This window comes from Pseudomonas sp. ICMP 561, assembly GCF_002699985.1.
Taxonomy (GTDB): Bacteria; Pseudomonadota; Gammaproteobacteria; order Pseudomonadales; family Pseudomonadaceae; genus Aquipseudomonas; species Aquipseudomonas quasicaspiana.
Window position 1 is genome coordinate 1 of the sequence record NZ_LKBT01000009.1, and the last position, 26,184, is coordinate 26,184.

Here is a 26,184-nt window from a genome sequence, read left to right on the forward strand (position 1 = left end):
CAAGCAATTTGCGACATGCCTTGATAAATGAAGGCAGGGCCAGATTGCGGTGACTGTGAAGACGACACGAACCGAGAGTTTGTTCGCACACTGAACCTGAGCTATCACATACCCATTCGCTGGCACGTAACCCGCAAGGGCCAACGCGCCGGCAACCGAATTTCTTGACGACCATAGAGCATTGGAACCACCTGATCCCATCCCGAACTCAGTAGTGAAACGATGTATCGCCGATGGTAGTGTGGGGTTTCCCCATGTGAGAGTAGGTCATCGTCAAGATTAAATTCCAGAACCCCTGATCGCTTACGCGTTCAGGGGTTTTGTTTTAGTAGAAGCCATAGAATTTCGCCGGTGCGTTACTTCAGTAACGAACCAGCCACAGAATTTCTTGACGACCATAGAACATTGGAACCACCTGATCCCATCCCGAACTCAGTAGTGAAACGATGTATCGCCGATGGTAGTGTGGGGTTTCCCCATGTGAGAGTAGGTCATCGTCAAGATTAAATTCCGAAACCCCCGATCGCTAACGCGATCGGGGGTTTTGTTTTTAAGGCTTTTTAAAAGCAGATTAATCAGCTGAATAGCTTACGTACGTTATTCATGGCGTCGTCAGCAATCGCGCGGGATAGGGAGGGCAAGTGTCGCTAGCTGATGCGGCTTTTCGCTTTACGTGCTGGCAATGGCTGAGCGTTTGCCTGGTTACGTAGATATTGAGTGACGGCTTTCACGCCTCGGTTGAGGTGCAGCTGCAGGGCTTGCACGGTTTCATCGACATTTCCATCCCTGGCAAGGTTGAGTAATTCCCAATGGTCATCCTGAGCCAGCTTGCCTAGGCCCATGGCTTCCAGGTTGAAGCGCAGAAAGCGTTCTTCCTCGTTCAAGCCCTGCTCGACCGCTGCCATCAATCGCTTGTTGGAAACCTTGGCGTAGAGCGCCATATGGAACATACGGTTAAGCCTGCCGATCTCGGCGTAATCGGTTTCGACTTCAAGCGCCTCAATACAACGCTGGGCCAAGGCCAGGTCTTCGGCGTCGAGCAGCGGGACTGAAAGGCGAATCGCCTCGGATTCAAGCAGGATTCGCAGCGCGTAAGCATCAACCGCATCTTCGCCAATTAAGGGGGCTACAACGCCACCTTTGTGCAGCTCGACGGTCAGCAATGACTGAGCTTCAAGCTGGCGCAGTGCTTCGCGCACAGGCATGCGGCTCACGCCAAACAGCGTGGCGAGTTCTTGCTGGCGCAGAGCGGTCCCGGCCGGTAAGCGACCATCCAGAATGGCGCTACGCAGTTTTTCCTCGATCACTGCCCTGGCTAAATGCGCAGGCGGATGTTCATCGCCTATGATCGCGCGCAATAGGCTTTCTCTAGCGGTGTTGGGCATCGAGACTTATCTTCATGAGTGCTGTTATTGGATCCAAATGACCCTAGGTCTTGCTATGTATGTTGTCAAACTGTCAGCAAGCAAGTCAGCGATCCGTAGTGGTGATGACTGCCGTTCCTTTGCGTGCGCTCATAAAGCATAGCGTGCCGCCAGCCATCGTCAGTCCGGCCAGGACATAAAACATCGTCGCCGGCGGTGTGTTGATCAGCAGATAGCCGCAAATTACCGGGCTCAGTGCACCGCCGAAGGCAGCCAGGTTCTGCGCGCCGTAATAACTGCCACGCAAAGCCTCGGGCGCTATTGTATCGACGAATAAATATTCGGCGGGATATATGATCATTTCCCCTAGCGTGAAAATAAACATCGCGATGCACCACGTCAGCATGCTGTTCGAGAAACTGAAACCGATCAGGCCAAACACGAACAGTCCGATACCGACACAAATCCACCCGGCGAGCTTCTCACGCTTGAGCCAGCGACCAATCTGATACTGCAGAAGGATTACGGTAACCGCGTTACAGGCCAGCACGGCAGACAGAATGTGCAGCGCATCTTTCTGCGCATGAGTCACCAGCAGAAACTGTGACAGGTACAGCGTGAAGCGTCCGTGAACGATGGTGCTGAGCAGGCTGCCGCAGGTGAACAGAATCAGAGTGCGGTCGTTTTTCAGGATACGGAGCGTGTTGATGAAGCTTTGGGGTTTAACAGTGTCGGCAGGTTTTACTGGAGCAATTCCGACCATCAGAAACACGCTGCCCAAGGCAATCGCTCCGGCAATCAGAAACGGCGCAAGCGGTAAGTATCCAGCGATGAGCACTCCCAGCATCGGCCCGGTCGCATAGCCAATGTTGGTCAACGTGTAGCGCAGTGAGAACACCTTGGCGCGCAGGCCGATGGGCAGATTCTCGCTGATGATTGCTTTCGAACCGATGAGAAATAACGCCGACGCGGCTTCGGTGATCACCAATGTCAGCGTGGTCAGGTAAACGTTATGGGCAAAGGTCAGCAAGGTGAAACCGATAGCGCTTGAAAGCATCGCCACGATCAGCAGCCTGCGTTTGTCCAGACGGTCGATGATGTACCCGCCATAGAGCCCGAGCAGCGTGGCGAGAAACACTGCAATCCCCATCAGCAGACCGACATCTTGCTGATTCAGGCCTAATCGATTACTCAGAAACAGCGTCAGCAAGGGGCTGGTGATCGCACGGCTGACAACGATGGTCAGCGAGCAGATCAGCAGGCGACGGATGACAAGGGAATACGTGGCCACGCGGTATGTAGGTCCTGAAGGAATAATGCCCGGCAAGCTTATAGCCAAACCGGGCTGGCGTCAGTGGCGGCGACTATCATGCTCGTGGGAACGGCTTTAGCCGGGAAAGCGTAGCGTGACCATCCTTAGATTCATTTATCCGCATGCTGGTACGACGCGATCTAAATGACCCGCGTGCAGCCCCATCGTCCTTAGCGGGCAGGTTCAGCGACACTAGCTGGTAAGGTAAGCCCTAACCTTTCATCCCCGGCAGTCCCCAGTTCTGCAAGGGGAAGTCAGCCAGCGACTTCAGGATCAGGTCCGCATGCTCATATTGCTCCAACGGCATGTGCGAATCGGGCACCGCAACCGCGTACATCCCGGCCGCTTTGGCAGCGGTCACGCCGAAAGGCGAGTCTTCGAAGACCAGGCAATCAGCAGGTGCGATGCCCAGGCGGCGAGCGGCGACCAGGAAAATATCCGGCGCGGGTTTGGCTGCGCCCACTTCCGGATCATCCGCCGTCACCACCGTCTCGAACAATTCGAACCATGCGCGGTGCATCTGGATTTTAGCTTTGAAGTAGTGGACTGATGAGCTGGTGCCCACGGCGATGGGAATATTGTTTTCCGCCAGATGCCGCACCAAGGCTTCAGCCCCATGCATCGCGGGTGCTTTCGGGAAGCGCTCATCCAGCATCGGCGCGCGAATTTCAAGGAACTCATCAACGGAAAGCGGCAGCTCCAGCGCCTCAATCACGTAACGCGCGAAATCCTGCGCGCCGCGGCCAATCGTATGCTGCTTGACGGCCCAGTCAAATGTGCGGCCATACCGGCTGGCGATCAGATGGGTGACTTCGGTGTAGACCCCTTCGGTGTCCAGCAACAAGCCGTCCATGTCGAAAATCACGGCCTTGATCGGGCCTCGCTCACTTTGCTGTTCAGTCATCGTCTCGGATCCTGTTATTTCAAACCGGGCTCCAGCCTAACGTCTGGAGCAAGACGATTGCTACCCCATAACTGAATGAAGGCAGTTTGCAACCAAACGGCCGAATCGCTGCCCAACAGCGGTAGAAAAGGATCATTCATACATACAAAAGAGCGACAACGCTGGGCCACTGGAAGGGCGCGATGATAATCTCTCGCCACTTTTCGCCCTTGCGTTGTGCTGCTTTGGTTGGCCTGGAATCAGGCTGCCGAAAAACCGGCAGAGGGTTCAGGGAAGAATTTTTCCAATTACCAGAAACGGATCTCTTCGAGTCAAAACATGAATAAATCAGTAGGCATCGCAGCTGGCGTTATCGTTGTCGTGGGAGCGCTGGCCACCGCCGGAGCATGGTATACGGGCACCCGAATCGAAGGTGTACTGCGTGATTCGATTGAGCAGGGCAACCAGGAACTGGTGAAATCCCTCACAGGTTCCGGCAGCGCTATTACGCTGGAAATGCTGTCGATTGATCGGCACCTGTTTAGCAGCACAGCGCACTACCGTGTACGCATTCACGACGAGAACCTCACCACTGAGGATAAAAACGCCGAGTTCCTGTTCGTCGATAACATCGAACACGGTCCGCTGCCTTTTTCTCGTTTGAAGAGTTTCAAGCTGCTGCCTGTCATGGCGCAGAGCAACTTTGAAATGGAACAAAGCCCAAGTGCTGCCAAGTGGTTTGCCATGAGCAAGGGCGTGAGCCCGGTTACCGGCCACGCCAGCATCGGCTATGACCGCTCTACCAGTGGCGCGCTGCTGTTGACGCCGCTGGAACTGAAAGACACGGACGGTACGTTCACCTTCTCGGGTCTGCGACTGGATACTGAAGCCAGCGCTGATGCCGAAAAAATCAAAGTGCTTGGCAAGATGGATAACTTTCAGCTGAACGTCACCTCGCCAGAAGGTGATGTCGCGCTGGGTGCCAAAGGATTAACCCTGGACATGGGCGGCACCAAGGGCAAATCCGGCTTCTATCTGGGCCATAACACTGTGAAAGTCGATAACCTCGTGGGGCAGATTGCGGGGCTTGCACCCGTTGCGGTCAAGGACTTGACCGGTACCAGTCTGATTCAGGAAGAGGGCGGTACTCTTGCTGGGCAGGCGAGCTACAACCTCGGCATGATCAGCTACGACGGCAAGGACGTGGGCGCTTTGCAGTCGGCGTTTAAATTCAGCAACTTTGATGTTGCCGCCTCAAAAGCGATGTACGACCTGTATCAAACAAAAATCATGCCGCAACAACAGGCTGCTTACGCTGCCGGTGAGCTGTTTGTACCGCAACTCAGCCCAGCGGATCAGCAGTTGATGGATGCGCAAATCATCAAACTGCTAGCCGCCAAGCCACATGTCGAGCTTGAAAAACTTGCCCTCAAAACGGCCAATGGTGAAAGTCACCTGCGTGTTGCTGTGGATTTGACCGACACCGGGACCGAACAGCCATCGCCTGAGCGTTACCGTAACGCCATTGCTCAGATGGAAGCGCGACTGGTTCTGTCCAAACCAATGATCGGCGACCTGGCGGCCCTGCAAGCAAATCTCGCCGGGCAAACCGATCCAGCTGCAATTGCTGAACAGGCCAAAGCCGCTGGCGATATGGTGGGTGCCATGGCAGTCATGATGCAAATGGCCAAGGTCGATGGCGATAACATCGTCTCAAACATGCAGTACGCCAATAACATCGTTGATTTCAACGGCCAGAAGATGCCCCCGGCTCAATTTATGGCTCTTATCATGAGCAAGGTAATGGGGATGGAGATGGCACAGCCTCCTACAGAGTAAGCATTTTGTAGGCGTTGCTCGCGATAGCGTCAGGCCAGAGGGTAGTTCTCAACAGGTTGACCGTCATCGCGAGCAAGCTCACTCCTTCATGGCTCTATGTTCGCTGCGATACCGCTCGGTGTAAGGCTCACCGAGACGGTTCCTGCAGTCTCCGCTTCAGTACCGCTACTGCGTCAGTCCCACCAATGTGTCCGCCAGCTTGCGGGTACGCTGTGATGTTCCTGCAGTCATCTCGCTCGAGCCCTCCAGCTCAGCCAGTAAGTCGTTCAACGTTCCCACTTCTGAAGACTGCTGTTCGATGTGCTGCGCTAACTTGCGGATCTCGTCGGCGAGGCGATCAATGTCGGTGCCTATCTCGCTGGCATTCTGCGATGTCTTTTGAGCCAGTTGACGAACTTCGTCGGCAACTACAGCAAAGCCTCTTCCCATTTCCCCTGCTCGCGCGGCCTCGATTGCTGCGTTGAGTGCTAGCAGATTGGTTTGCCCTGCGATTTGCTGAATCATCTGCACAATGGACTGAATTTTCAGGCTCGATTTGGCCAGCTCACGGGAGCTGAGTACCACTTCGTCAGCTTGACTCGTAAGGTTTTTGACGGTGTGACTGGCTCTGTCCATGGCCTTTTCCTGAGTGGAAATGGTCTGGCCCAGTTCGTCCATTGATACGTGCAACTCGCCGGAATAGTGCCGCAGCTGGGTTGAGATTTCCTCTTGGTCGTGATGCGCCTTGACCAGCACATCACCCAGGTCGCTCAAGCCATTGAACACTGGCTGTATATGTTCATCCAGGCCATTGGCATCAATTGCACTTTTGAAGTTGCGGACCTTGAACTGGTCGATCTGCTTGACGACCACCTGACTCAAGCCCGCGAGCTTCTTGATCTGTCGACGCAGGAAAAACGCCTTGAACTCACCGTAGTAGGCAATGAAGTTATCAATGTAATCGTCGCGAAAGACCTGATTGTCCGCGACCCGAAAGAAGAACACGGCTGTGAGTGTCTGGTTGAGGTTCAAGCCGAGGATTTCCCCAAAGGTTGAGAAACCCACCACGGGAGTATCGCCAAACACACCAGTCATGCGGCTCAATTCGTTGCCGTTGTTCAGGCGTCGCAGGATGCAGTCGCTTAGCAGGCCAACCAATGGCTTGCCTGACTTGCCCTGCAGGAAGCGCGCAAAATCCTTTCGCGTAGCATCCACCATGGAGGTACGCCGAACCATGACCAACTCTTCGCCTGGCGCAACGTCGCAGAACAGATGCACTCGCTCGTTTGCGTAGTCGATTTGCGCGATGGAACGAACGAACAACTCTTCCCCTACACGTATGGCGAATGAGTACTGGGCAAGCTGCGCTTCCAGTTGGCCCGGTTCGCACTTGAGGATTTCACACAGTGCCGACACCATGCTGGTGATCTGGCCGCTGGAGGTCACCACCTGGCTGATGTAACGCTCTTCCAGAGAGGCTGTCAGTACGCTCATGCTGAATGGAGTTGGCTCAAAGTTCTGGCTTTTGAATACTCCAAAACGCACGTTTCTGGCGCTTTTGAGAAACACCACCTGGGCGTGATTCACATAACTGCGTTTGCCATCATGAATGGCTGTGGTTTTGAAGTCGCCTTTGCCGCCTGCGGAGCCGCCGACGAACAGGCACGGAAAGCGGCCTGACTCATACAACGCTTCCATGAAGAACGATTCAGAAGCCGATAACCCGTCAAAGGTGACGTATGCGAGCGTGTCGCGATGGTCGATAGGCGTATTGATCGTCGTGCGCTTGATCGAGTCCGTCAGGCGCGCAATACGTTCGCGCATGGACATGCGCTTGCCAGGCGTGCGGATGTCTTCGCTGTGGAGGGGGATGTGCACGATTTCAGCTGACTGAATAACGCTCGAGTCAAACAGGGCCAGCACTACGCGATCCCACTGATCGCCGGTTGCGCAATACAGCGCGTCATTCTTTGAAGACAACTCGCCAGAGGTGGTGCACAAGCTGATGGCCGTGTTGGGAAAGCGCGCGCTGATGCTACGGGCAATTTGATCGATATCGATGTGCGGTGAAACGAATCCCGTTAGATAAACAGGCTCGAAACTCACGGAGGCAAGTTGCTCACTCAGGCTTCTGGCCGAAGTGATCAGGTTCAGAATACCGCCGGATCTGGCAGGTGTGCCCCGGAGTCTGGAAAAAAGGCTCATGGCAGAAAACTCAAGATTTAAAGGACGAAACTGGTCTCGGGACATCGGCGCTGTATCGATTCAGCGTAGGGTTACACTGCATTGTTTTTTTGTATCGACGCGCATGGTGACGTCATGGGTCTGACGGCCGCTTCCAGACAGACACAGACATGGCGTTTTGCCTTAACGTTCCCAAGGAAACGATAGCTTGCTTCGGGGGTTCTGCTGGTTTACCCGACGAACCTCACCTGCTGGCAGACGAGGTCCGTAGCGAGGGCTCTAGACCGGAGGTTGGCGGGGAATGTCGACCGGCGTTTCGTGCACGTCGATCTCCGGTCGTACATTGCGCGACGAAATTTCCGTGCGCAGTTGCGGCAGGCTTTGTGGATATTGCTTGGCGATGAACGCAATCAGACGTTCGCGCATGTGGCAACGGGCGTCCCAACTGCGTGACGAGTCCGCCGAACTCAACAGCACCCGCAGCTGCATGGCCTTGGCGTTGGTATCAGCGACTTGCAGCACGCAAACACGGCCGTCCCACAAGTGCGGGATGTCTTCACAAATACGCTGCACTTCCGCACGCAACTCTTCTACCGGCAGTGAGTAATCCACCCAGACAAACACCGAGCCGATCAGGCTGGAAGTGGCACGGGTCCAGTTCTGGAACGGCTTCTCTATGAAGTACTGCAGCGGCACGACCATGCGCCGCTCGTCCCAGATTTTGATGACCACGTAAGTGCCACTGATCTCCTCCACGCGGCCCCATTCGCCCTCCACAATCACCACGTCATCGAGGCGAATGGGTTGGGAGATCGCAATTTGCAGACCCGCAATCAAGTTACCCAGCACCGGCTTGGCAGCAAAACCTGCTGCCAGCCCGGCCAGACCCGCGGATGCCAGCAAGCTGGTGCCGATTTTGGCCACGGGCGGAAAGCTCATGAGGATCAGGCCGGTACCGAACAGCAACACCAGCGCATTCAGGCAGCGGACCAGCACGCGAACCTGAGTCTGTATTCGCCGCGCATGAAGGTTGTCTTCGATATCCAGCGGATTACGGATCGCTACCGTGTCGCCCACCGCTTTGACGCATCTGAGCACCAACCAGGTAAAGCCGGCGGTGACCAACAGCCCGTTGATGTGACGCACAGTGCCAATCAGCACCAGATCGTCAGGTGCAGAGGTCCACACCGTTTGCAGGGCCAACAATGGCAGCAGCCACAAAGTCGGGCTGGCAGTGCGATAAATCAGTTGTTGTGGCAACACAAACGAGTTTGCGACACGGCGCAGCACACTGAGGGCGACCCAGCGGATCAGCAGCGCCAGTAAAACCGCAACACAGGCGGCGATCAGGGTCTTTAGCCAAGGTAGAGGCACAGCTTCCAGCCAGCTCTGGGGCAACAGGTATTCCATCGACGGTATCCCTATCAGATATGACTTTAAGCCGAGCGGACCCTCTCGGATCTGGCCCGTCGGCCTCGATGGCGATAGTTGCCTGAAAAGGTGTGAACCTCACACAGGCGCAAATGTTCCCCTGCGGTTGCATGGTTGTAGTCCAGTTTCCAGGTCGTGGCCCTCGAAATAGAGAGGTCGCAGCATGACGGCGACTTTCTGACCGGCAACAAAAAACCCGCCGAGGCGGGTTTTCTTCAAGACCATTCCAACATCCTGTCGGTAAGCCCTCCGGGCCATGGTCGATCATCCTTGATCCTGTGCGCGTCCTGCGCATCAGCTGTTGGATCCAATATTACTCACGAACCCGCAGGTGCAATAGGGCGAATTGCCTCCTCTTCGTGTAAGCCTTTCGCTATAGATGCTAGTCGTTCTCATTACGTCGAGGTTGAATGACTGTGATTTGAGGCGATGTCGAGCATTTGCGTAATATTTAGCAACAAACATCCTGCTGAGCCTTGAGTCGGAACGAAGCCAAGTGAACAATGCGATACCTAATCATTTCGCTGAGATTCACCGATGTCCATGCGTTCCCGTTTCCTGGCCTGGTTGATGCTGCCGTTGTTGGCGTTGTGCAGTTCCAGTCTGTTGGCAGACACCACTGATGGCGCGGCGCAAGCCCTGCATTTGCTTGATTACATTGGCGCGGATTACCCGTCGACCGTGGCTGAAAGCAAGGAGGTGGCAGAAGATGAATACCAGAAGCAGGTGGAAGCACTGGGCGTCTTGAAGGGGCTGGTTGCAGCGCTGCCTGCGCGAGCCGAACGCGTCGAACTTGAGAAAGGCGTGTCCAGCCTTTCCGAAGCGGTTGCCAAGAAGCAGGATGGTGCTCTGATCACCCGCCAGGCTCGCCAATTGGGTGCGCGGTTGGCGGTGGCGTATGAAGTGAGTCAGGCACCGGTGATTACCCCGGATCCGACGCGAGGTGCGCCGCTCTACGCTCAGCATTGCTCGGTCTGCCATGGCGATGCTGGCGCGGGCGATGGCCCGGCTGGTATCGGTCTGGAGCCGCCGCCTTCTAATCTGCGCGACTCGGCCCGTCTGGATCGACTAAGCCTTTATGACCTTTACAACGCTGTAGGTCTGGGAATTGCCGGAACTGATATGCCAGCGTTCGCCGATCAACTGGATGAACGCCAGCGTTGGGATATTGCGACTTACATTGCGAGCTTCAGCGCGCAGCCGGTGGCAATACCCTTCAAAAACTACAATCTCGCGGACCTCGCGCGGCAAACACCTGCTGAAGTCAGCGCCGCCGAGGGCGAACAGGCGGTTGCCACTTTCCGCGCTCAACGTGCCCAGCCTCCTCAGGTTCAGCGCGGCCCTGCGCAGTTGCTCGATTACACCAGCGAGACGCTGGACAAAAGCCTGGCGGCTTATCGTGCGGGCTCTCACGAGCAGGCGTATGACTTGTCTGTCGCGGCCTATCTGGAAGGCTTCGAACTGGTTGAAAGTTCGCTGGATAACGTCGACGCCAATGTTCGCAAAGACACCGAAAAGGCTTTGATGGCTTACCGTCAGTCTTTGCAGGACGGTTTGCCGCTGGAGCAGGCCGCGCAAAAACTGGATTTCGCCAAAGCAAAACTCAAGGAATCGGCGGGCCTGTTGGGCAGCGATGGCTTAAGCACATCGCTGAGCTACATTTCTGGTCTGCTGATTCTGCTGCGTGAAGGCCTTGAGGCGATTCTGGTGCTGGCGGCGATCCTTGCGTTCCTGCGTAACACTGGCCAGGAATCAGCGGTGCGCAGCGTCAATATTGGCTGGGCGCTGGCTTTGTTGGCGGGGCTCGGGACCTGGGCGCTGGCGGCTTACGTGATTGACGTCAGCGGCGCTCAACGCGAATTGCTTGAGGGCGCGACCGCGCTGTTCGCCAGTGTGATGGTCTTGTGGCTGGGTGTCTGGATGCACGACCGTCGCCATGCGGCGGCCTGGCAGGATTACATCAAGAGCAGCCTGGTGGGCGGCGGTGGACGATTCGGTTTTGCGATCCTGGCGTTCTTCTCGGTTTATCGCGAGTTGTTCGAAGTGATTCTGTTCTATGAAACCCTGTGGCTGCAGGCTGGCCCGGCCGGGCACAACGCGGTTCTGGCGGGCGGTGCCACGGCGCTGGTGTTGCTGATCGGCCTGGCGTGGGTCATCCTGCGCGGCTCGGCAAAACTGCCGTTGACACTGTTCTTCGGTATCAACGCAGCACTGCTGTGTGCGTTGTCGGTGGTGTTTGCCGGGCATGGTGTAAAAGCCCTTCAGGAAGCCGGTATTTTCGGGACTCGTCCTGTGCCGTTCTTCGAGTTCGACTGGCTGGGGATACATGCCGATGCTTATTCGCTGAGTGCACAGCTGATAGCCTTGCTGGCGATTGCAGTGCTGTATGGCCGCAGTTGGCTGGCGGAAAAGCGCAGGGCGCAGACCGTGTAATAAGTCGCGAAATGCCCGGTAGGAGCGAACTTGTTCGCGAGTCGTTGGCACAGACGATAGATAGCGTTTGCCCGCCAAGGTGCTTCGCGAACAAGTTCGCTCCTACCCGTGTTGGAGGCTTCTATAATGGCGAAACCACACACCGTTCATGAGCCAGTAAAAAGGACACCGCATCATGCGCGTCTGGATCGATGCCGACGCTTGCCCCAAGGCAGCAAAAGAACAGGTCATCAAGTTCGCGCTCAAACGTCAGTTTGAGGTGGTGCTGGTTGCCGGGCAGAGTCAGATCAAGCCCACGTACACCCTGGTTAAACTGATCGTGGTGCCCAGCGGCCCTGACGCTGCGGACGATTATCTGGTTGAACATGCCGTGCCCGGCGAATTGGTGATTTGCAGCGATGTGCCGCTGGCCGATCGGCTGGTCAAGAAGGGCGTTGCTGCGCTGGATCCTCGCGGTAAAGAGTTCGACACGCAAAACATGGGCGATCGGCTCGCTGTGCGCAACCTGTTCACCGACCTGCGCGATCAAGGGCAGATGGGTGGTGGTCAGCCGCCTTATGGTGACCGCGAAAAACAGGCGTTCGCCAACTCACTGGACCGGATTCTCACGCGGCTTACTCGCTAAGCATCCCGCTAAGCAGCGCAGCCTAAAACGGTGCGTTCGTGCCTCAGAATGAATCACTCTGCACAGTCTGATGCTGCATCCTCAGCTTAAAGTGTGCAGAGTGAACATCGCTTGATATTGGCTCTGCCCGCTTTTTTTCACTTCGCAACGTTGTCCGGAAACGGCCTGGTTATTGCTCTTGCACCAGCCTGCCGTTGAATCCGAATCCCAACCTTGTCGATGTGGAGAAAAACGATATGAGTTCACCCAGCGAGTTTCCCTTGAGTGAAGCCCCGCGTGAAGGACGCAAGGGGCTGCTGTCGATTTCCATGGTGCTGTTCAGTTTCACCTTCTTCACCGGCACCATGTTTGCGGGCGGCAAGCTGGGCATGGCGTTCAACTTCGTCGACATGCTGTGGATCGCCGCCATCGGTAACAGCCTGTTGGCGATCTATGCCGCAGCGCTGGCCTTCATCGCCTCACGCAGCGGTTTGAATACTGTATTGATGGGGCGCTTTTGTTTTGGCGAAGCGGGCAGTCGGCTTTCCGATGTGCTGCTCGGTTTTGCCGAGCTGGGCTGGTACGCATGGGGCACCGCAACCGTGGCCATTGTATTGGTAAAGATGCTCGGTCTGGCCGAAGGCTTCACCTCACCACTGATGGTCCTGTTTGGGCTGGGCTTCAGCATCACCGCGATCATCGGCTACAAAGGGCTGGACGTGCTGTCGCGGATCTCCGTGCCGCTCATGTTCGTGCTGCTGATCATCTCCATGTACATCGCCACCCGAGATGTAGGCGGTTTCCAGGGATTGGCGGCGGTTATTCCTCACGAGACCATGACGCTTTCAGCGGCCATCACCATGGTCTTCGGAACGTTTGCCAGCGGTGCGACCCAAGCCACTAACTGGACGCGCCTGTCGCGCAGCGGACGCGTTGCCGTGACTGCCAGCGTCGTCGCTTTCCTGTTGGGCAACGGTTTGATGATCGTCGCTGGCGCGTGGTGTGCGATGGTTTATCAGCAGGCCGATATCGTTGAAGTGATGATGCTTCAGGGCCTGTCGTTCGCCGCGGTGATCATGCTTTGCCTGAATCTGTGGACCATTCAGGGGCCCACTATCTACAACGTTTCGGCGGCGGCCTGCCACCTGTTGCGCAGCGAGCGGCGTCGGACCATGACGTTGATTGCTGCGGCGCTCGGTATCGTGCTGGCCATCGGTGGCATGTACGAAATGCTGATTCCCTTTCTGGTACTGCTGGGTTCGATCATCCCACCGATTGGCGGCGTGATCATGGCGGACTTCTGGTACCGCCATCACGGCAAATACCCGGTTTTGGCCAGCGTCACGCTGCCGCGCTACAACCTGTTGGGGCTGTCGGCTTATGCCATCGGCGCCGCACTGGCGTATTTCTCGCCCTGGATCGCGCCTCTGGTAGGCATCGCCGCTTCGGCCATCTGCTACATCGTGCTGCTTGAAGTGACGGGCAAGCGCAGCATGGTCGCCGGCGTACAGGAGGAGCTTTGAGCCTGACCGTTGAAGAAATTCTCCAGCTTCCCGGGCTGGAGGAAATGGTCGTGCGCGCAGGGTCAGCCAACCTGCATCGCAGCGTGCGCTGGTCGTACGTTGCCGAGAACGAAGGGATTGCCGACTGGATCATGGGCGGTGAGCTGGTATTTATCACCGGTATCAATTATCTGCGCGATGAAGCCAATCTGTTGCGCGTGGTGCAGGAGGGTGATGCCAGTGGCATTGCCGGGCTGGTGATTCTGACCGGCAATGCCTACATCCAGCAGATCCCCGAGTCCGTGATTGAGCTGGCGGAGCAGTGCGGATTGCCGCTGATCGAGCAGCCGTATCTGTTGAAGATGGTCATCGTCACCCACCTGATCGGCACTGCGTTGGTGCAGATGGCGCAAACCAAGCGCTCGCGTCACGACATCCTCGGCCAGTTGCTCAGCGGTGATTACCCGAGCCTGAGCATTGCCCGGCAAAGGGCCGCGCATTTACGGCTGCCACTGGAGGTGCCTCGGCGTCTGGTGGCGCTGCGCCTGTCGGCGGTCAGCGTGTTGTTCGACAGCCACGCTCCGGACGCTGCGGAACGGCTGCTGCAACAAACCCGGCAAGCGGTTCTCGACCATCTCGACGCCTGGAATCGCGTATTGCCGGACGCTTTGCCGGTCATCGTCCAGGGCGACTTATTCATTTTGCTGTTGCCCAGGCTTGAAGCGATCCGTAGTGAGCTGGCGCGGCTTTACCGCGATCTTTCGTCATTGCTGGGCGACATGGCGTTGTTCATGGGGCTGGCCAATCCGGTCGAAGACTGCGGGCAATATCGGCAGGCGCTGAATGAGGCTCGTCAGGCGCTGGATGTCGCCGAACATTTGCGACCCGCCAGTGGCCTTTGCGATTTCAGCGAACTGGGTGTGTTGCGTCTGCTGCAAGCGGTTACTGATCGCTCGGTCATCGATAGCTTCGTCAAACAGACCCTCGGGCCGCTGATCGAGAGCAACCGCAAGCAGCCCCACAGCCTGATCGAAACACTGGACGCCTTGCTCCAGGAAAACGGTAACGGACTCAAGGCCGCCCAGCGCCTTGGTATCCATCGCAACACCATCAACCAACGTATTCAGCGTATCGAGCAGCTCAGCGGGCAATCCCTCGACGACGCTAATTTTCGAATGAACGCTTCGGTTGCGCTGCTGGTATGGCGCATGTCCGAGGCTCAGCGACAGGAATAGTCATGAACATCATCAATGCCACGCTGCGTAAAACCCAAGGGCTGCACACCGTCACCTGTGAAAACGGCTGCATCACAGCCATCACCGCTCAGACGGAAAGCGTGCAGCCTGTATCAGATGATATTGATGCATGCGGCCAACTGGTCATTGCGCCATTGGTGGAGCCGCACATTCACCTGGACGCAACCCTGACCGCCGGTGAGCCTGAGTGGAACATGAGCGGGACCCTGTTCGAAGGCATAGAGCGCTGGGGTCAGCGCAAGGAAACCATTACCCACGAAGACACCAAGCAACGCGCTCACACCACCATCCGCATGCTGGCCGAGCACGGTATCCAGCATGTTCGAACCCATATCGACGTCACCGACCCGACACTGGGCGCGCTCAAGGCAATGCTTGAAGTGCGTGAAGAGGCCCGCCATCTGATTGATCTGCAGATCGTTGCCTTTCCTCAGGAGGGCATCGAGTCCTACGAAGGTGGGCGTGAATTGATGACGCGTGCCGTGGAAATGGGCGCGGATGTGGTGGGCGGTATCCCGCACTTCGAAAACACCCGGGAGCAGGGCGTCAGCTCGATCAGGTTCCTGATGGATCTGGCCGAGCGAACAGGTTGTCTGGTGGACGTGCATTGCGACGAAACCGATGACCCGAATTCGCGCTTTCTTGAAGTCCTTGCTGAAGAAGCGCGAGTGCGTGGCATGGGCAGCCGGGTAACGGCCAGCCACACTACGGCCATGGGGTCATATGACAATGCATATTGCTCAAAGCTGTTCCGGCTGCTGAAAAGGTCGGGCATCAACTTTGTTTCTTGCCCGACCGAGAGCATTCACCTGCAAGGGCGTTTCGACACGTACCCCAAGCGCCGCGGCCTGACCCGTGTCGCAGAGCTGGACCGCGCCGGGATGAACGTGTGCTTTGGTCAGGACTCGATCAAAGACCCGTGGTACCCACTGGGCAATGGCAACATCCTGCGCGTACTGGATGCGGGCTTGCACATCTGCCACATGATGGGTTTCGAGGATTTGGCACGCAGCCTGGATCTGGTCACTGACAACAGCGCCAGAACCCTTAATCTGGGCGAGGGCTATGGCATCGCAGTGGGCCGACCGGCGAATCTGGTGATCCTGGATGCCGAGAGCGATTACGAAGCGGTGCGTCGCCAGGCAAAGGCGCGAGTATCAATCAGAGGTGGAAAGGTTTTGATGACGCGGGTGCCGGAGCGGGTTGAGTTTAGTTAAACCCTATCGCGAATGCGTTTCTGTAGGAGCTGCCGAAGGCTGCGAATGGCGGAGTGTCAGCCCTACTGATTCGCAGCCCTCGGATTACATATAAGTTATTGAGCAGATCATATTTTATGTGGGAGATTCTATGTTCACCTGCAATCCGGTAGGACCGGCTTTAGCCGGGAGGGCGGTATTACTGCCGAAGGATATTTAGCGAATGTCCCGACGTCCTCCCGGCTAAAGCGGAACGCCGCCCGGCCGGTCCTACGGAATAGCGCGGTCTATGTGGGAGCGAGGCTTGCCCGCGATAGGGCCCACGCGACCTAAAGTGAATCGCATCCAGCCTTATCGCGGGCAAGCCTCGCTCCCACATAAAAACCGTGTTTGCTGCGCGACAGGGCAGCGTCAAAGGCGGGAAGGCCACTCCTGCAAAGGATTGATCCAAACCTACTCCTCGTGCGTCAACTCCAGCACCCGGTCCACCAGCTTGTTAATCCCGGCGGCTGCCTCACCGATGGTTTTGGCAACCATATAAGCCGGTGTGCTAACCAGTTTGCGGGCTTTGTCTTCGACGATGTCGGTCACTTCGCACTCCTGGTGTTCACCCTTCATGAGGGTGATGGCCTGTGCGGTCTCGGCGTCGTTGCCGATGGTGCAGGTTACGCCCGGACCATAAATTTTGGCGGCCAAAGCGGGACTGATGCAGATCAGCCCGACCGGTTTGCCTGCCTCGGCAAATGCTTCTGCCAGTGCCAGGACTTCAGCCTGCACCTTGCAATCCGCGCCAGCAGTGGCGAAGTCGGAGAGATTCTTGGCTGCACCGAAACCACCGGGAATGATCAGCGCATCAAACCGGGTAACGTCTGCTTCACGAATATCTTCGATGGCGCCGCGAGCGATCCGGGCGGATTCCACCAGCACGTTGCGGGTCTCCGGCATCTCTTCGCCCGTCAGGTGATTGATCACATGATGCTGTGTGATGTTTGGCGCAAAACACTGGACCGCTGCGCCGCGTTGATCAAGGCGCAGCAGTGTCAGCACGCTTTCATGAATTTCCGCGCCGTCATAGACGCCACAGCCGGACAGAATCACGGCGACTTTCTTTTGCATGATCATTCTCCCTATCGAGCGCAGCGGTCCGCTCAAGACTTTTACCTGATCTTGGGACAAGCGTCTGGGGCGGGGATTCAATCAGATATGAAGAAGGCTGCGTTCCGCAGCTTCGGTGGCGCTCCGAATAAATGGGGTTGCGTAGATACCCGTGGGAGATTCTATGTTTGCCCGCAATCCTGTAGGACCGGCTTTAGCCGGGAGGGCGATATTTCTACCTTATACATCTAGCGAATCCTGCGACGTCCTCCCGGCTAAAGCCGGTCCTACGGACGTGCTTCAACCCGATGATTACGCGATGTTTGACAGGAGGAGGGGCCTTACAGGCGAGCGCAATGCCGGAGCATTGCGCTCGTGGTACCTAGCGGTCGCCGTGCTTCTTGCTGTCGGCAGGCACTTCAACGGTGACTTCAGCCGGAACCGGGCTAACGACGCCGGCATCAGCTTCGGCCGCTGCTGCCATGGAAGCTGCTGCGGCTTCTTCCCGGGCGATACGCGCGTTCTTGAAACGACGACGCAGCCAGAGGGCGAACCCGAGTACCAGTAATGCGCCAAGCACCCACAATTCATACTTTTTGATATTGCCCAGCATGCCTTCTAGCACTGCGCCGAAATGGTACGCCGCATAACCCAGCGCCGCAGCCCAGACAGCCGCACCGATACCGTTGAGGATCAGATAGCGCAGTGGCGGATAGCCTGATAGACCAATGGCTACGGGCATGACTGTTCGCAAGCCGTAGACAAAGCGGAAGCTTAATACCCAGAGATCCGGGTGCCTGCGTATATGCGCCAGCGCCTTGTCGCCCATGAGCTGCCATCGCGGCTTGCGCGCCAGGATTTTGCGGCCGTGCCTGCGCCCCATGTAGTACCAGAGCTGATCACCTGCATAGCTTCCGAAGAACGCCACGACCACGACCAGTTTGATGTCCATGTATTCACGGAACGCCAGGAATCCAGCGAGAACCAGAATGGTCTCGCCTTCAAAGAAGGTGCCGATGAAGAGGGCGAAGTAGCCAAATTCGTGCAAGAAATTCTGGAGCATTGTCTGGATGCTGGCGAAATGAACGCGCAGCCTAACTCGGCCAAGGCATTCAGGAAAGTGTGGAAATGTGTCTCGACGTTAATCTTTCCTACAAGGACAATGGCAAACACCTCAACTGCGGCCCCGAGTCGCATGCTGGCCCACGACTGTCACACATTAGTCATAATGGCCGCTTATAACTGTCACGCTTGCCCGTGTACGCGGGCTCAGGAGTCTCGCCGTGAGCTTTACCCCCGCCAATCGCCTCTTTCCTCTTACCCGCCTGCGTCGCAATCGTCGCGATGATTTTTCTCGTCGTCTGGTCCGTGAAAACGTTTTGACTGTCGATGACCTGATTCTTCCCGTATTTGTACTCGATGGTGAAAACCGTCGTGAAGAAGTGACTTCGATGCCTGGCGTCGAGCGCCTGAGCATCGATCTGCTGCTGGAAGAGGCGCAGAAATGGGTTGCACTGGGTATTCCAGCGCTGGCGCTGTTCCCTGTGACACCGGTCGAGAAGAAAACCCTGGATGGCGCCGAAGCCTGGAATCCGGACGGTATTGCCCAGCGTGCCACCCGCGCGCTGCGTGACCGTTTCCCGGAGCTGGGCGTCATCACTGACGTGGCACTGGATCCGTTCACGACCCATGGTCAGGACGGGATTCTCGACGAAGAAGGCTACGTGCAGAACGACATCACTGTCGATGCGCTGGTCAAACAAGCGTTGTCCCACGCCGATGCAGGTGCGCAGGTTGTGGCGCCTTCCGACATGATGGACGGTCGGATTCAGGCCATTCGCGAAGCACTGGAACTGGCCGGACACGTCAATGTGCGGATCATGGCTTACTCAGCCAAGTATGCCAGCGCCTATTACGGGCCATTCCGCGATGCGGTCGGTTCAGCATTGAATCTGGGCAAGGCGAACAAGGCGTCTTACCAAATGGATCCGGCCAACAGCGATGAAGCGTTGCACGAAGTGGCGGCGGATCTGGCTGAAGGCGCGGACATGGTCATGGTCAAACCGGGCATGCCTTATCTGGACATCCTTCATCGGGTCAAGGATGAGTTCAAAGTGCCGACATTTGTTTATCAGGTCAGCGGCGAGTACGCGATGCACATGGCCGCCATCCAGAATGGCTGGCTGAGTGAAGGCGTCATTCTTGAATCGCTCACCGCTTTCAAACGCGCAGGGGCTGACGGCATCCTCACTTATTTCGCCGTCCGCGCTGCAGAATTGTTAAAAGGGCAATAGCCGTACAGGAACATTCATGAATACCGAAGGACTCACCGAAGCTGCTGTTGAAGTCAACGATCAGGAAGTTCTGACTGTGGTCGAGCCAAGCATTGAGGTTTTACCCGCAATCGTCGAGACGCCACCGGTTCCGGCCCTTGTCGTGCCGAATCTGGATGACAGCAGTCTGTACATCCATCGTGAACTCTCGCAGCTCAAGTTCAACATTCGCGTGTTGGAACAGGCACTGGATGAGTCCTATCCGTTGCTGGAGCGGCTCAAGTTTCTGCTGATCTTTTCCAGCAACCTCGATGAGTTCTTCGAAATTCGTGTCGCCGGTCTGAAAAAGCAGATCACGTTCGCCCGCGAACAAGCCGGTGCCGATGGTCTGCAGCCGCATCAGGCGCTGGCCCGCATCAGTGAACTGGTGCACGGCCACGTTGATCGCCAATATGCGATCCTCAATGACATTCTGCTGCCTGAGCTTGAAAAGCATCAGGTGCGCTTCATTCGTCGCCGTCACTGGACAGCCAAGCTTAAGGCTTGGGTTCGTCGTTATTTCCGTGACGAAATCGCGCCGATCATCACGCCCATCGGGCTGGACCCGACTCACCCGTTCCCGCTGCTGGTTAACAAGAGCCTGAACTTCATCGTCGAACTGGAAGGCATCGATGCTTTCGGTCGTGACTCCGGTCTGGCAATTATTCCGGCTCCGCGCCTGTTGCCGCGAGTGATCAAGGTGCCGGAAGACGTCGGCGGCGCCGGGGATAACTTCGTGTTCCTGTCGTCGATGATCCATGCTCACGCGGACGATCTGTTCCAGGGCATGAAGGTCAAGGGCTGTTATCAGTTCCGTCTGACCCGTAACGCCGACCTGGCGCTGGACTCTGAAGATGTGGAAGACCTTGCCCGCGCGCTGCGTGGCGAGTTGTTCTCCCGTCGTTATGGTGATGCGGTACGTCTGGAAGTGGCCGACACCTGCCCTAAACATCTGTCGGATTACTTGCTCAAGCAGTTCAACCTGTCCGAGTCCGAGTTGTATCAGGTCAACGGCCCGGTCAACCTGACGCGTCTGTTCAGCATTACCGGTCTGGACAGCCATCCGGAGCTGCAATACCAGCCGTTTACCCCTGCTATTCCGAAACTGCTGCAAAACAGCGAGAACATTTTCAGCGTCATCAGCAAGCAGGACATTCTGCTGCTGCATCCCTACGAATCCTTCACGCCAGTGGTCGATCTGCTGCGTCAGGCTGCCAAAGACCCCCACGTCCTGGCCGTCCGCCAGACCTTGTATCGCAGCGGTGCCAACTCGGAAATCGTTGATGCACTGGTAGACGCGGCCCGCAATGGTAAAGAGGTCACTGCGGTGATCGAGTTGCGCGCGCGCTTTGATGAAGAGTCCAACCTGCAACTGGCCAGCCGTCTACAAGCTGCGGGTGCAGTCGTGATCTACGGTGTGGTGGGCTTCAAGACCCACGCCAAGATGATGCTGATCCTGCGTCGTGAGGCGGGCGAAATCGTGCGCTATGCGCACTTGGGTACCGGTAACTACCACGCTGGTAACGCCCGTCTGTATACCGACTACAGCCTGCTGACCTCCGACGACGCTTTGTGCGAAGACGTCGGCAAAATGTTCAGTCAGTTGATCGGCATGGGTAAAACCCTGCGCATGAAGAAACTGCTGCATGCGCCGTTTACGCTGAAGAAGGGCATGCTCGACATGATTGCCCGGGAAACCCAGTTCGCTGTGGACGGCAAGCCGGCGCATATCATTGCCAAGTTCAATTCGCTGACCGATCCGAAGATCATCCGCGCGCTGTACAAGGCCAGTCAGTCTGGCGTACGTATTGATCTGGTGGTGCGTGGCATGTGCTGCCTGCGGCCGGGTATCCCGGGCGTTTCTCACAACATCCATGTGCGCTCGATCATTGGCCGCTTCCTGGAGCACACGCGGGTGTTCTACTTCCTCAATGGCGGCGACGAGCAGATGTATCTGTCGAGTGCCGACTGGATGGAGCGCAACCTCGACAAGCGCGTCGAGACTTGCTTCCCGGTAGAGGGCAAGAAGTTAATCCTGCGCGTGAAGAAAGAGCTTGAGCTTTATCTGACCGACAACACCCACAGCTGGCTGCTGCAGCCAGATGGCACCTACGTGCGAAGCACGCCGACCGGCAATCAGAATGCTCGCAACGTTCAGGCGACCCTGTTGGAGCGCCTGAGCAACCCGGTCCTCAGCGTACGCTGAGGACGATACCGACCCGGGTCAGCCACTCCGCTTCCAGCGCGAAGTCGGCCTGGGTCAGTTGGTTGTTTTCCAGCCAGCCTTCCGGAAATACCACGTCAAGATTGTTGCCGCTGGCGGTGAGCACCGGCTGAGGCATCTCCTGTACTCCACGAATGTGGTGGAACAGGATCGCAAAGCGTAACAGCACGCACAGACGAATCAGTTTTTCGCCCTCTGCGCCGAACTCGGCAAACTTGTCCTTGGGAATATTACGGCGGTGGCCGCGCACCAGCAGCGCAAGCATTTGCTGGTCTTCCCGGGAGAAACCCGACAGGTCTGAGTGCTCGATCAGGTAAGCGCCATGCTTGTGGTAGTGGTAGTGAGCGATGTCGAGGCCGACTTCGTGGACCTTGGCTGCCCAACTGAGTAATTCCCGGTAGCTGTCATCTTCCAGATCCCAGGCATGAGCGACCTGCTCAAGGGCGTGCAGGGCCTTTCGCTCCACACGAGCAGCCTGTTCAAGGTCAACGTGATAACGCTCCATCAGCGAGCTTAGCGTGCGCTCACGGACGTCTTCATGGTGATGACGGCCCATCAGGTCATACAGCACACCTTCCCGCAGCGCGCCTTCGCAGTGATCCATGCGCTGCAGTTCCAGCGCGTCGAAGATCGCTTCGAGGATTGCCAGGCCTGCCGGGAAGATCGAGCGGCGATCCGGCTTGATGCCGTCGAAATCGATCTTCTCTACGTCACCTAGCTTGAACAGTTTGCGCTTGAGCCATGCGAGGCCGTCGGCATTCACTTCACCCGAGCCCTGACCGTTGGCCTTGAGCGCCAGACCGATCGCACGAATGGTGCCCGACGAACCGATCGCCTCATCCCACTTCAGACGATGCAGGGCGTGTTCAATGCTCATGATCTCCAGGCGCGCGGCGGTATAGGCCTGCGCATAACGAGCCGGAGTGATCTTGCCGTCCTTGAAGTAGCGCTGGGTGAAGCTTACGCAACCCATCTGCAGGCTTTCGCGCAGCAGGGGTTCAAAGCGCTGACCGATGATGAACTCGGTACTGCCACCGCCGATGTCCGCCACCAGACGTTTGCCGGGGGTATCAGCAAGGGTATGGGACACACCGAGATAAATCAGGCGGGCTTCTTCACGGCCTGAAATCACTTCTACAGGATGGCCGAGAATTTCCTCGGCACGAACGATGAATTCATTACGGTTACGTGCTTCGCGCAGGGCGTTGGTACCCACGATGCGGACCGCACCCAACGGCAGACCGTTGATCAGTTGGGCAAAACGCTTGAGGCAGTCGAGCCCTCGCTGCATGGATTCTTCGTTGAGGTGTCGCTCTTCGTTGATGCCAGCCGCCAGTTGAACCTTCTCTCCGAGGCGTTCCAGGATGCGGATATCCCCGGAGTTGGCTTGAGCCACCACCATGTGGAAGCTGTTCGAGCCCAGGTCAATGGCAGCGATCAGGGAAAGATTCTTGGCTTTGGATTGCGGCATGATCAGAAAATCTCGGTCGATAACCGCGCCATCGTGCCACGATCCATGGCTGCCGCCAACGCGAAGCTTTGAAGCTGGCGCTTGGCCTGCAATATCCGTGGCGTGGATCAGTTTGTTTAGTGGATATGTTGGAGCGAGGCTTGCCCGCGAATTTGACACATCGTTCGGTCAGGTACACCGCGTTAGCATTCTTCGCGGGCAAGCCTCGCTCCAACAGTGGCCTTCATTGCATGACCGGCAAGCTGGTCGTGGACTTGATCTCCGACAGGGCAACCGTTGAATTCACTTCCTGAATGCCCGGCACCAGCGAAAGCTTTTCAAAGAAGAACCGCTCGTACGCCTCGATGTCCGGCGTCACGATGCGCAGCAGGAAATCCACCGACCCCATCAGCACATAGCACTCCAGCACTTCAGGAAAGCCGCGAATGGCCTCGGTAAACTCGGTGAAGTTCGAGCGACCGTGAGCATTGAGCTTCACCTCGGCAAAGATCTGCGTATTGAGACCGATCTTCTTGCGGTCCAGCAGCGATACCTGTCGACGAATGACCCCTTCATCCTTGAGCCGCTGAATCCTGCGCCAGCACGGCGATTGGGATAACCCCACCTGCTCGGCGATTTGCGCACTGGACAGGGACGCGTCCTCCTGAAGCAGCGCAAGAATCTTGCGATCATAAGCATCCAGTTCGGTTTGCATAACTATTTCTCTCTATGGAGATATGGCGCATTAACAAGTCGTAAAGAGATTAAATCAATCAAGGATGGACCAGAAATTTCTTTTTCCGCATGCAAGAATTTCTTTCAGTCACTTAACCCTCTAAATCGCAGAGGTCAGCATGCCCAATCTCGAAGCCGTTACTTCACTGTCGCAACGTCCGGATACCTGGGCGGCTGACAATGCCCATTGCTGCGCGCGTTATAAGATTCTGGTCGAGGCTGAGGCCGATTCACTGTGCCGAGTGCTGAATCTCTTTGCGATGCAGTACCTGATCCCTCATCAGGTCAACGTGATGCAGGAGGACGACGTGTTGGGTATCGACGTTGAGATCGCTAATCTGACCTGGCACCGGGCGCAGGTGATTGCGGAAAAAATGCGCAGCCTGATCAACGTCTGCTCGGTAGAATTGGAACAACTGGCCCAGCCTTACGTCTCAAACACAACGGTTTCCCTCGCCGTCGGTTAAGCCTGGCAGAAAAAAAACGTAACTCATGTGTACGCATATGCCGAAATAACTGACACGCTGGGGGCTACGCTTGGTTCGTTTGAGCCGAATTGTCCAAAGGAATCCGCATGTCAGTTCACGCCTCATCACAGGATCGTTGGCTGGATCTGAATGATCTGCTGCGCGATCTGGTCGCTGAAGGGTTTATCGATCAGAACAGTGCCGAGATTGCACTGACCCACAGGCGCAGTGCCGCGAACCTGCAACTGCATCCGCTTGAGTTTATCGCTGCGCAACAGCTCGACGACCTCAAGCGACCGGGGCGCAAGCTGGATCTGGAAACCCTGACTGCCTGGCTCGCGGCCCAAAGCGGGCAGCCTTATTTGCGCATCGACCCGCTGAAGATCAAGGTCGCTTCGGTCACGCCCTTGATGTCTTACGCTTTTGCGCAGCGTCACAAGATTCTGGCGGTGGCGGTCGATCACGACTCAGTGACCATCGCCAGCGCGCAGCCCTATGTGCATGGCTGGGAAGCTGACCTGACCCACGTGCTGAAACTGCCAATACGGCGTGTGGTGGCCAATCCGGTCGATATTCAGCGGCTGGCCGTTGAGTTTTATCGGCTGGCCAAGTCCGTCAGCGGCGCTGCCGCGACGGATCAGAAAATCAGTGGCATGGGCAACTTCGAACAGTTACTCAAGCTGGGTGCCAGTGACCAGGAACCCGATGCGAACGACGCGCACATCGTCAATATCGTCGACTGGTTGTTCCAGTACGCTTTCCAGCAGCGCGCCAGTGATATCCATATCGAGCCCCGCCGTGAGCAGGGCACGGTGCGTTTTCGCATCGACGGCGTGCTGCACAACGTTTATCAGTTCCCCGCGCAAGTGACCATGGCTATCGTCAGTCGCCTGAAAAGCCTTGGTCGCATGAATGTTGCCGAGAAGCGCAAGCCGCAGGACGGCCGGGTTAAAACCAGCACCCCTGATGGCGGCGAGGTTGAGCTTCGGCTTTCAACACTGCCGACGGCGTTCGGGGAAAAGATGGTCATGCGGATCTTCGATCCGGATGTACTGCTGAAAAACTTCGACCAGCTCGGGTTCTCCAGCGACGACCTGCGCCGCTGGGAAGGCATGACCCGTCAGCCCAACGGCATCATTCTGGTCACCGGGCCGACCGGTTCTGGCAAGACCACCACGCTTTACACCACGCTCAAGATGCTCGCGACCTCTGAGGTCAACCTGTGCACCATCGAAGACCCTATCGAGATGGTCGAGCCCGCGTTCAATCAGATGCAGGTTCAGCACAACATCGATCTGTCGTTTGCCAGCGGTGTTCGTGCGTTGATGCGGCAAGACCCGGACATCATCATGATCGGCGAGATTCGTGATCTCGAGACTGCGGAGATGGCGATTCAGGCCGCGCTTACCGGTCACTTGGTGCTCTCGACCCTGCACACCAACGACGCACCCAGTGCGATCAGCCGGATGCTGGAACTTGGCGTCCCGCATTACCTGCTCAAGGCAACCATTCTTGGGGTCATGGCTCAGCGACTGGTGCGAACTCTGTGTCCGCACTGCAAGGCACCGGTGCAACTGGATGAGGGCGACTGGCAGAGCCTGACCCGACCATGGCAAGCGCCTGTGCCGGCCGGCGCGCACCGGGCAGTAGGTTGCGTGGAGTGCCGTGACACCGGCTACCGTGGCCGTGCCGGGGTGTACGAGATCATGTTGATGTCCGATGGCGTGCAAGGTTTGATCAGCGCCGACCTTGACCTTACCGCGATGCGTCGCCAGGCGTTCAAAGAGGGTATGCGCAGCTTGCGCTTGTCCGGCGCACAGAAAGTCTCGGCGGGGCTGACTACACTTGAAGAAGTGTTACGCGTGACGCCGCAGAGCGAACAGCGCTGAGGTCGCCTGGAGCGCGGCTCGCGGTGTGA

Annotated in this window: 19 protein-coding genes, 2 rRNA genes and 1 pseudogene; 12 read left to right on the forward strand and 10 right to left on the reverse strand. The window is 56.9% G+C overall.

What is annotated here, in order from left to right:
* The first annotated feature begins 163 nt into the window (after positions 1–163).
* Together rrf (AO242_RS08275) and rrf (AO242_RS08280) are read left to right on the forward strand one after the other, a co-directional pair.
* A 5S ribosomal RNA gene (gene rrf / locus AO242_RS08275) occupies positions 164–279 on the forward strand.
* Positions 280–387: 108 nt separating this feature from the next.
* Positions 388–503: ribosomal RNA gene (gene rrf / locus AO242_RS08280) — 5S ribosomal RNA — on the forward strand.
* Between the two features lie 144 nt (positions 504–647).
* Here rrf (AO242_RS08280) and AO242_RS08285 read toward each other — a convergent pair.
* The 3 genes from AO242_RS08285 to AO242_RS08295 all read right to left on the reverse strand — a co-directional run bounded on the left by AO242_RS08285 (position 648) and on the right by AO242_RS08295 (position 3,580).
* Positions 648–1,385 (reverse strand): GntR family transcriptional regulator, encoded by a 738-nt coding sequence (locus tag AO242_RS08285; protein WP_099268348.1) that lies wholly within the window; start codon positions 1,383–1,385, stop codon positions 648–650.
* Positions 1,386–1,470: 85 nt separating this feature from the next.
* A complete protein-coding gene (locus AO242_RS08290; RefSeq protein ID WP_099268349.1) occupies positions 1,471–2,655 on the reverse strand; it encodes an MFS transporter in 1,185 nt (394 codons plus the stop codon).
* Between the two features lie 232 nt (positions 2,656–2,887).
* Positions 2,888–3,580 carry an HAD-IA family hydrolase gene (locus AO242_RS08295; RefSeq protein WP_099268350.1) on the reverse strand — a complete coding sequence of 231 codons (693 nt, stop codon included), beginning with the start codon at positions 3,578–3,580 and terminating at the stop codon, positions 2,888–2,890.
* 318 nt (positions 3,581–3,898) lie between these two features.
* Here AO242_RS08295 and AO242_RS08300 point away from each other — a divergent pair, with 318 nt between their 5' ends.
* Positions 3,899–5,398 carry a YdgA family protein gene (locus AO242_RS08300; RefSeq protein WP_099268440.1) on the forward strand — a complete coding sequence of 500 codons (1,500 nt, stop codon included), beginning with the start codon at positions 3,899–3,901 and terminating at the stop codon, positions 5,396–5,398.
* Between the two features lie 165 nt (positions 5,399–5,563).
* Here the strand turns inward: AO242_RS08300 and AO242_RS30085 are convergent, their stop codons facing one another.
* From AO242_RS30085 to AO242_RS08310, 3 genes and pseudogenes are all read right to left on the reverse strand, one after another.
* Positions 5,564–6,472, reverse strand: coding sequence for a methyl-accepting chemotaxis protein (locus tag AO242_RS30085; protein WP_373562205.1), 909 nt, complete (start codon positions 6,470–6,472; stop codon positions 5,564–5,566).
* A 3-nt stretch (positions 6,473–6,475) separates the two neighbouring features.
* A pseudogene (locus tag AO242_RS30090) lies at positions 6,476–7,627 on the reverse strand (FIST signal transduction protein); the annotation flags it as partial.
* A gap of 213 nt (positions 7,628–7,840) precedes the next feature.
* Positions 7,841–8,971, reverse strand: coding sequence for a mechanosensitive ion channel family protein (locus tag AO242_RS08310; protein ID WP_027898378.1), 1,131 nt, complete (start codon positions 8,969–8,971; stop codon positions 7,841–7,843).
* Positions 8,972–9,529: 558 nt separating this feature from the next.
* Between AO242_RS08310 and AO242_RS08315 the strand changes: the two genes are divergently transcribed.
* From AO242_RS08315 to codA, 5 genes are all read left to right on the forward strand, one after another.
* Positions 9,530–11,425 (forward strand): cytochrome c/FTR1 family iron permease, encoded by a 1,896-nt coding sequence (locus AO242_RS08315; RefSeq protein ID WP_099268352.1) that lies wholly within the window; start codon positions 9,530–9,532, stop codon positions 11,423–11,425.
* Positions 11,426–11,600: 175 nt separating this feature from the next.
* The gene (locus AO242_RS08320) at positions 11,601–12,050 is read left to right on the forward strand and encodes a YaiI/YqxD family protein (RefSeq protein WP_027902767.1); all 450 of its coding nucleotides are present in this window, start codon (positions 11,601–11,603) and stop codon (positions 12,048–12,050) included.
* A 236-nt stretch (positions 12,051–12,286) separates the two neighbouring features.
* Positions 12,287–13,552: a cytosine permease gene (gene codB / locus AO242_RS08325; protein ID WP_099268353.1), complete on the forward strand. Its 1,266-nt coding sequence runs from the start codon at positions 12,287–12,289 to the stop codon at positions 13,550–13,552.
* The gene (locus AO242_RS08330; protein WP_099268354.1) at positions 13,549–14,766 is read left to right on the forward strand and encodes a PucR family transcriptional regulator; all 1,218 of its coding nucleotides are present in this window, start codon (positions 13,549–13,551) and stop codon (positions 14,764–14,766) included. Before codB ends, AO242_RS08330 begins: the two co-directional genes overlap by 4 nt.
* Positions 14,767–14,768: 2 nt before the next feature.
* Positions 14,769–16,004, forward strand: coding sequence for a cytosine deaminase (codA, locus tag AO242_RS08335; RefSeq protein ID WP_099268355.1), 1,236 nt, complete (start codon positions 14,769–14,771; stop codon positions 16,002–16,004).
* A gap of 432 nt (positions 16,005–16,436) precedes the next feature.
* On the opposite strand, the gene elbB is transcribed toward codA, so the two are convergent.
* Together elbB and AO242_RS08345 are read right to left on the reverse strand one after the other, a co-directional pair.
* The gene (gene elbB, locus AO242_RS08340) at positions 16,437–17,099 is read right to left on the reverse strand and encodes an isoprenoid biosynthesis glyoxalase ElbB (protein ID WP_027902763.1); all 663 of its coding nucleotides are present in this window, start codon (positions 17,097–17,099) and stop codon (positions 16,437–16,439) included.
* Between the two features lie 361 nt (positions 17,100–17,460).
* On the reverse strand, positions 17,461–18,141 hold the full coding sequence (locus AO242_RS08345) for a DedA family protein (protein ID WP_099268356.1): 681 nt from the start codon (positions 18,139–18,141) through the stop codon (positions 17,461–17,463).
* Between the two features lie 220 nt (positions 18,142–18,361).
* Between AO242_RS08345 and hemB the strand changes: the two genes are divergently transcribed.
* On the forward strand, positions 18,362–19,372 hold the full coding sequence (gene hemB, locus AO242_RS08350) for a porphobilinogen synthase (RefSeq protein WP_099268357.1): 1,011 nt from the start codon (positions 18,362–18,364) through the stop codon (positions 19,370–19,372).
* Positions 19,373–19,388: 16 nt separating this feature from the next.
* On the forward strand, positions 19,389–21,596 hold the full coding sequence (gene ppk1 / locus AO242_RS08355) for a polyphosphate kinase 1 (RefSeq protein ID WP_027902029.1): 2,208 nt from the start codon (positions 19,389–19,391) through the stop codon (positions 21,594–21,596).
* On the opposite strand, the gene ppx is transcribed toward ppk1, so the two are convergent.
* Together ppx and AO242_RS08370 are read right to left on the reverse strand one after the other, a co-directional pair.
* Positions 21,583–23,085, reverse strand: coding sequence for an exopolyphosphatase (ppx, locus tag AO242_RS08360; RefSeq protein ID WP_027902030.1), 1,503 nt, complete (start codon positions 23,083–23,085; stop codon positions 21,583–21,585). The two genes, ppk1 and ppx, sit on opposite strands and share 14 nt — an antisense overlap.
* Positions 23,086–23,308: 223 nt before the next feature.
* Positions 23,309–23,779 (reverse strand): Lrp/AsnC family transcriptional regulator, encoded by a 471-nt coding sequence (locus tag AO242_RS08370; protein ID WP_099268359.1) that lies wholly within the window; start codon positions 23,777–23,779, stop codon positions 23,309–23,311.
* Positions 23,780–23,918: 139 nt separating this feature from the next.
* Between AO242_RS08370 and AO242_RS08375 the strand changes: the two genes are divergently transcribed.
* Entirely contained in the window at positions 23,919–24,266 is a 348-nt protein-coding gene (locus AO242_RS08375; protein WP_099268360.1) for a hypothetical protein, read from the forward strand.
* Between the two features lie 107 nt (positions 24,267–24,373).
* On the forward strand, positions 24,374–26,155 hold the full coding sequence (locus tag AO242_RS08380; RefSeq protein WP_027902033.1) for a GspE/PulE family protein: 1,782 nt from the start codon (positions 24,374–24,376) through the stop codon (positions 26,153–26,155).
* The last annotated feature ends 29 nt before the right edge of the window (positions 26,156–26,184 follow it).

Bases quoted from the DNA above. Each gene is read 5' to 3' on its own strand.
- AO242_RS08295 (WP_099268350.1), bottom strand. From the start codon at position 3,580: ATGACTGAACAGCAAAGTGAGCGAGGCCCGATCAAGGCCGTGATTTTC.
- AO242_RS08380 (WP_027902033.1), top strand. From the start codon at position 24,374: ATGTCAGTTCACGCCTCATCACAGGATCGTTGGCTGGATCTGAATGAT.
- AO242_RS30085 (WP_373562205.1), bottom strand. From the start codon at position 6,472: ATGACTGGTGTGTTTGGCGATACTCCCGTGGTGGGTTTCTCAACCTTT.
- codB (WP_099268353.1), top strand. From the start codon at position 12,287: ATGAGTTCACCCAGCGAGTTTCCCTTGAGTGAAGCCCCGCGTGAAGGA.
- AO242_RS08315 (WP_099268352.1), top strand. From the start codon at position 9,530: ATGTCCATGCGTTCCCGTTTCCTGGCCTGGTTGATGCTGCCGTTGTTG.
- AO242_RS08310 (WP_027898378.1), bottom strand. From the start codon at position 8,971: ATGGAATACCTGTTGCCCCAGAGCTGGCTGGAAGCTGTGCCTCTACCT.
- elbB (WP_027902763.1), bottom strand. From the start codon at position 17,099: ATGCAAAAGAAAGTCGCCGTGATTCTGTCCGGCTGTGGCGTCTATGAC.
- AO242_RS08285 (WP_099268348.1), bottom strand. From the start codon at position 1,385: ATGCCCAACACCGCTAGAGAAAGCCTATTGCGCGCGATCATAGGCGAT.
- codA (WP_099268355.1), top strand. From the start codon at position 14,769: ATGAACATCATCAATGCCACGCTGCGTAAAACCCAAGGGCTGCACACC.
- ppk1 (WP_027902029.1), top strand. From the start codon at position 19,389: ATGAATACCGAAGGACTCACCGAAGCTGCTGTTGAAGTCAACGATCAG.
- AO242_RS08345 (WP_099268356.1), bottom strand. From the start codon at position 18,141: ATGCTCCAGAATTTCTTGCACGAATTTGGCTACTTCGCCCTCTTCATC.
- AO242_RS08370 (WP_099268359.1), bottom strand. From the start codon at position 23,779: ATGCAAACCGAACTGGATGCTTATGATCGCAAGATTCTTGCGCTGCTT.
- AO242_RS08375 (WP_099268360.1), top strand. From the start codon at position 23,919: ATGCCCAATCTCGAAGCCGTTACTTCACTGTCGCAACGTCCGGATACC.
- AO242_RS08300 (WP_099268440.1), top strand. From the start codon at position 3,899: ATGAATAAATCAGTAGGCATCGCAGCTGGCGTTATCGTTGTCGTGGGA.
- ppx (WP_027902030.1), bottom strand. From the start codon at position 23,085: ATGCCGCAATCCAAAGCCAAGAATCTTTCCCTGATCGCTGCCATTGAC.
- AO242_RS08320 (WP_027902767.1), top strand. From the start codon at position 11,601: ATGCGCGTCTGGATCGATGCCGACGCTTGCCCCAAGGCAGCAAAAGAA.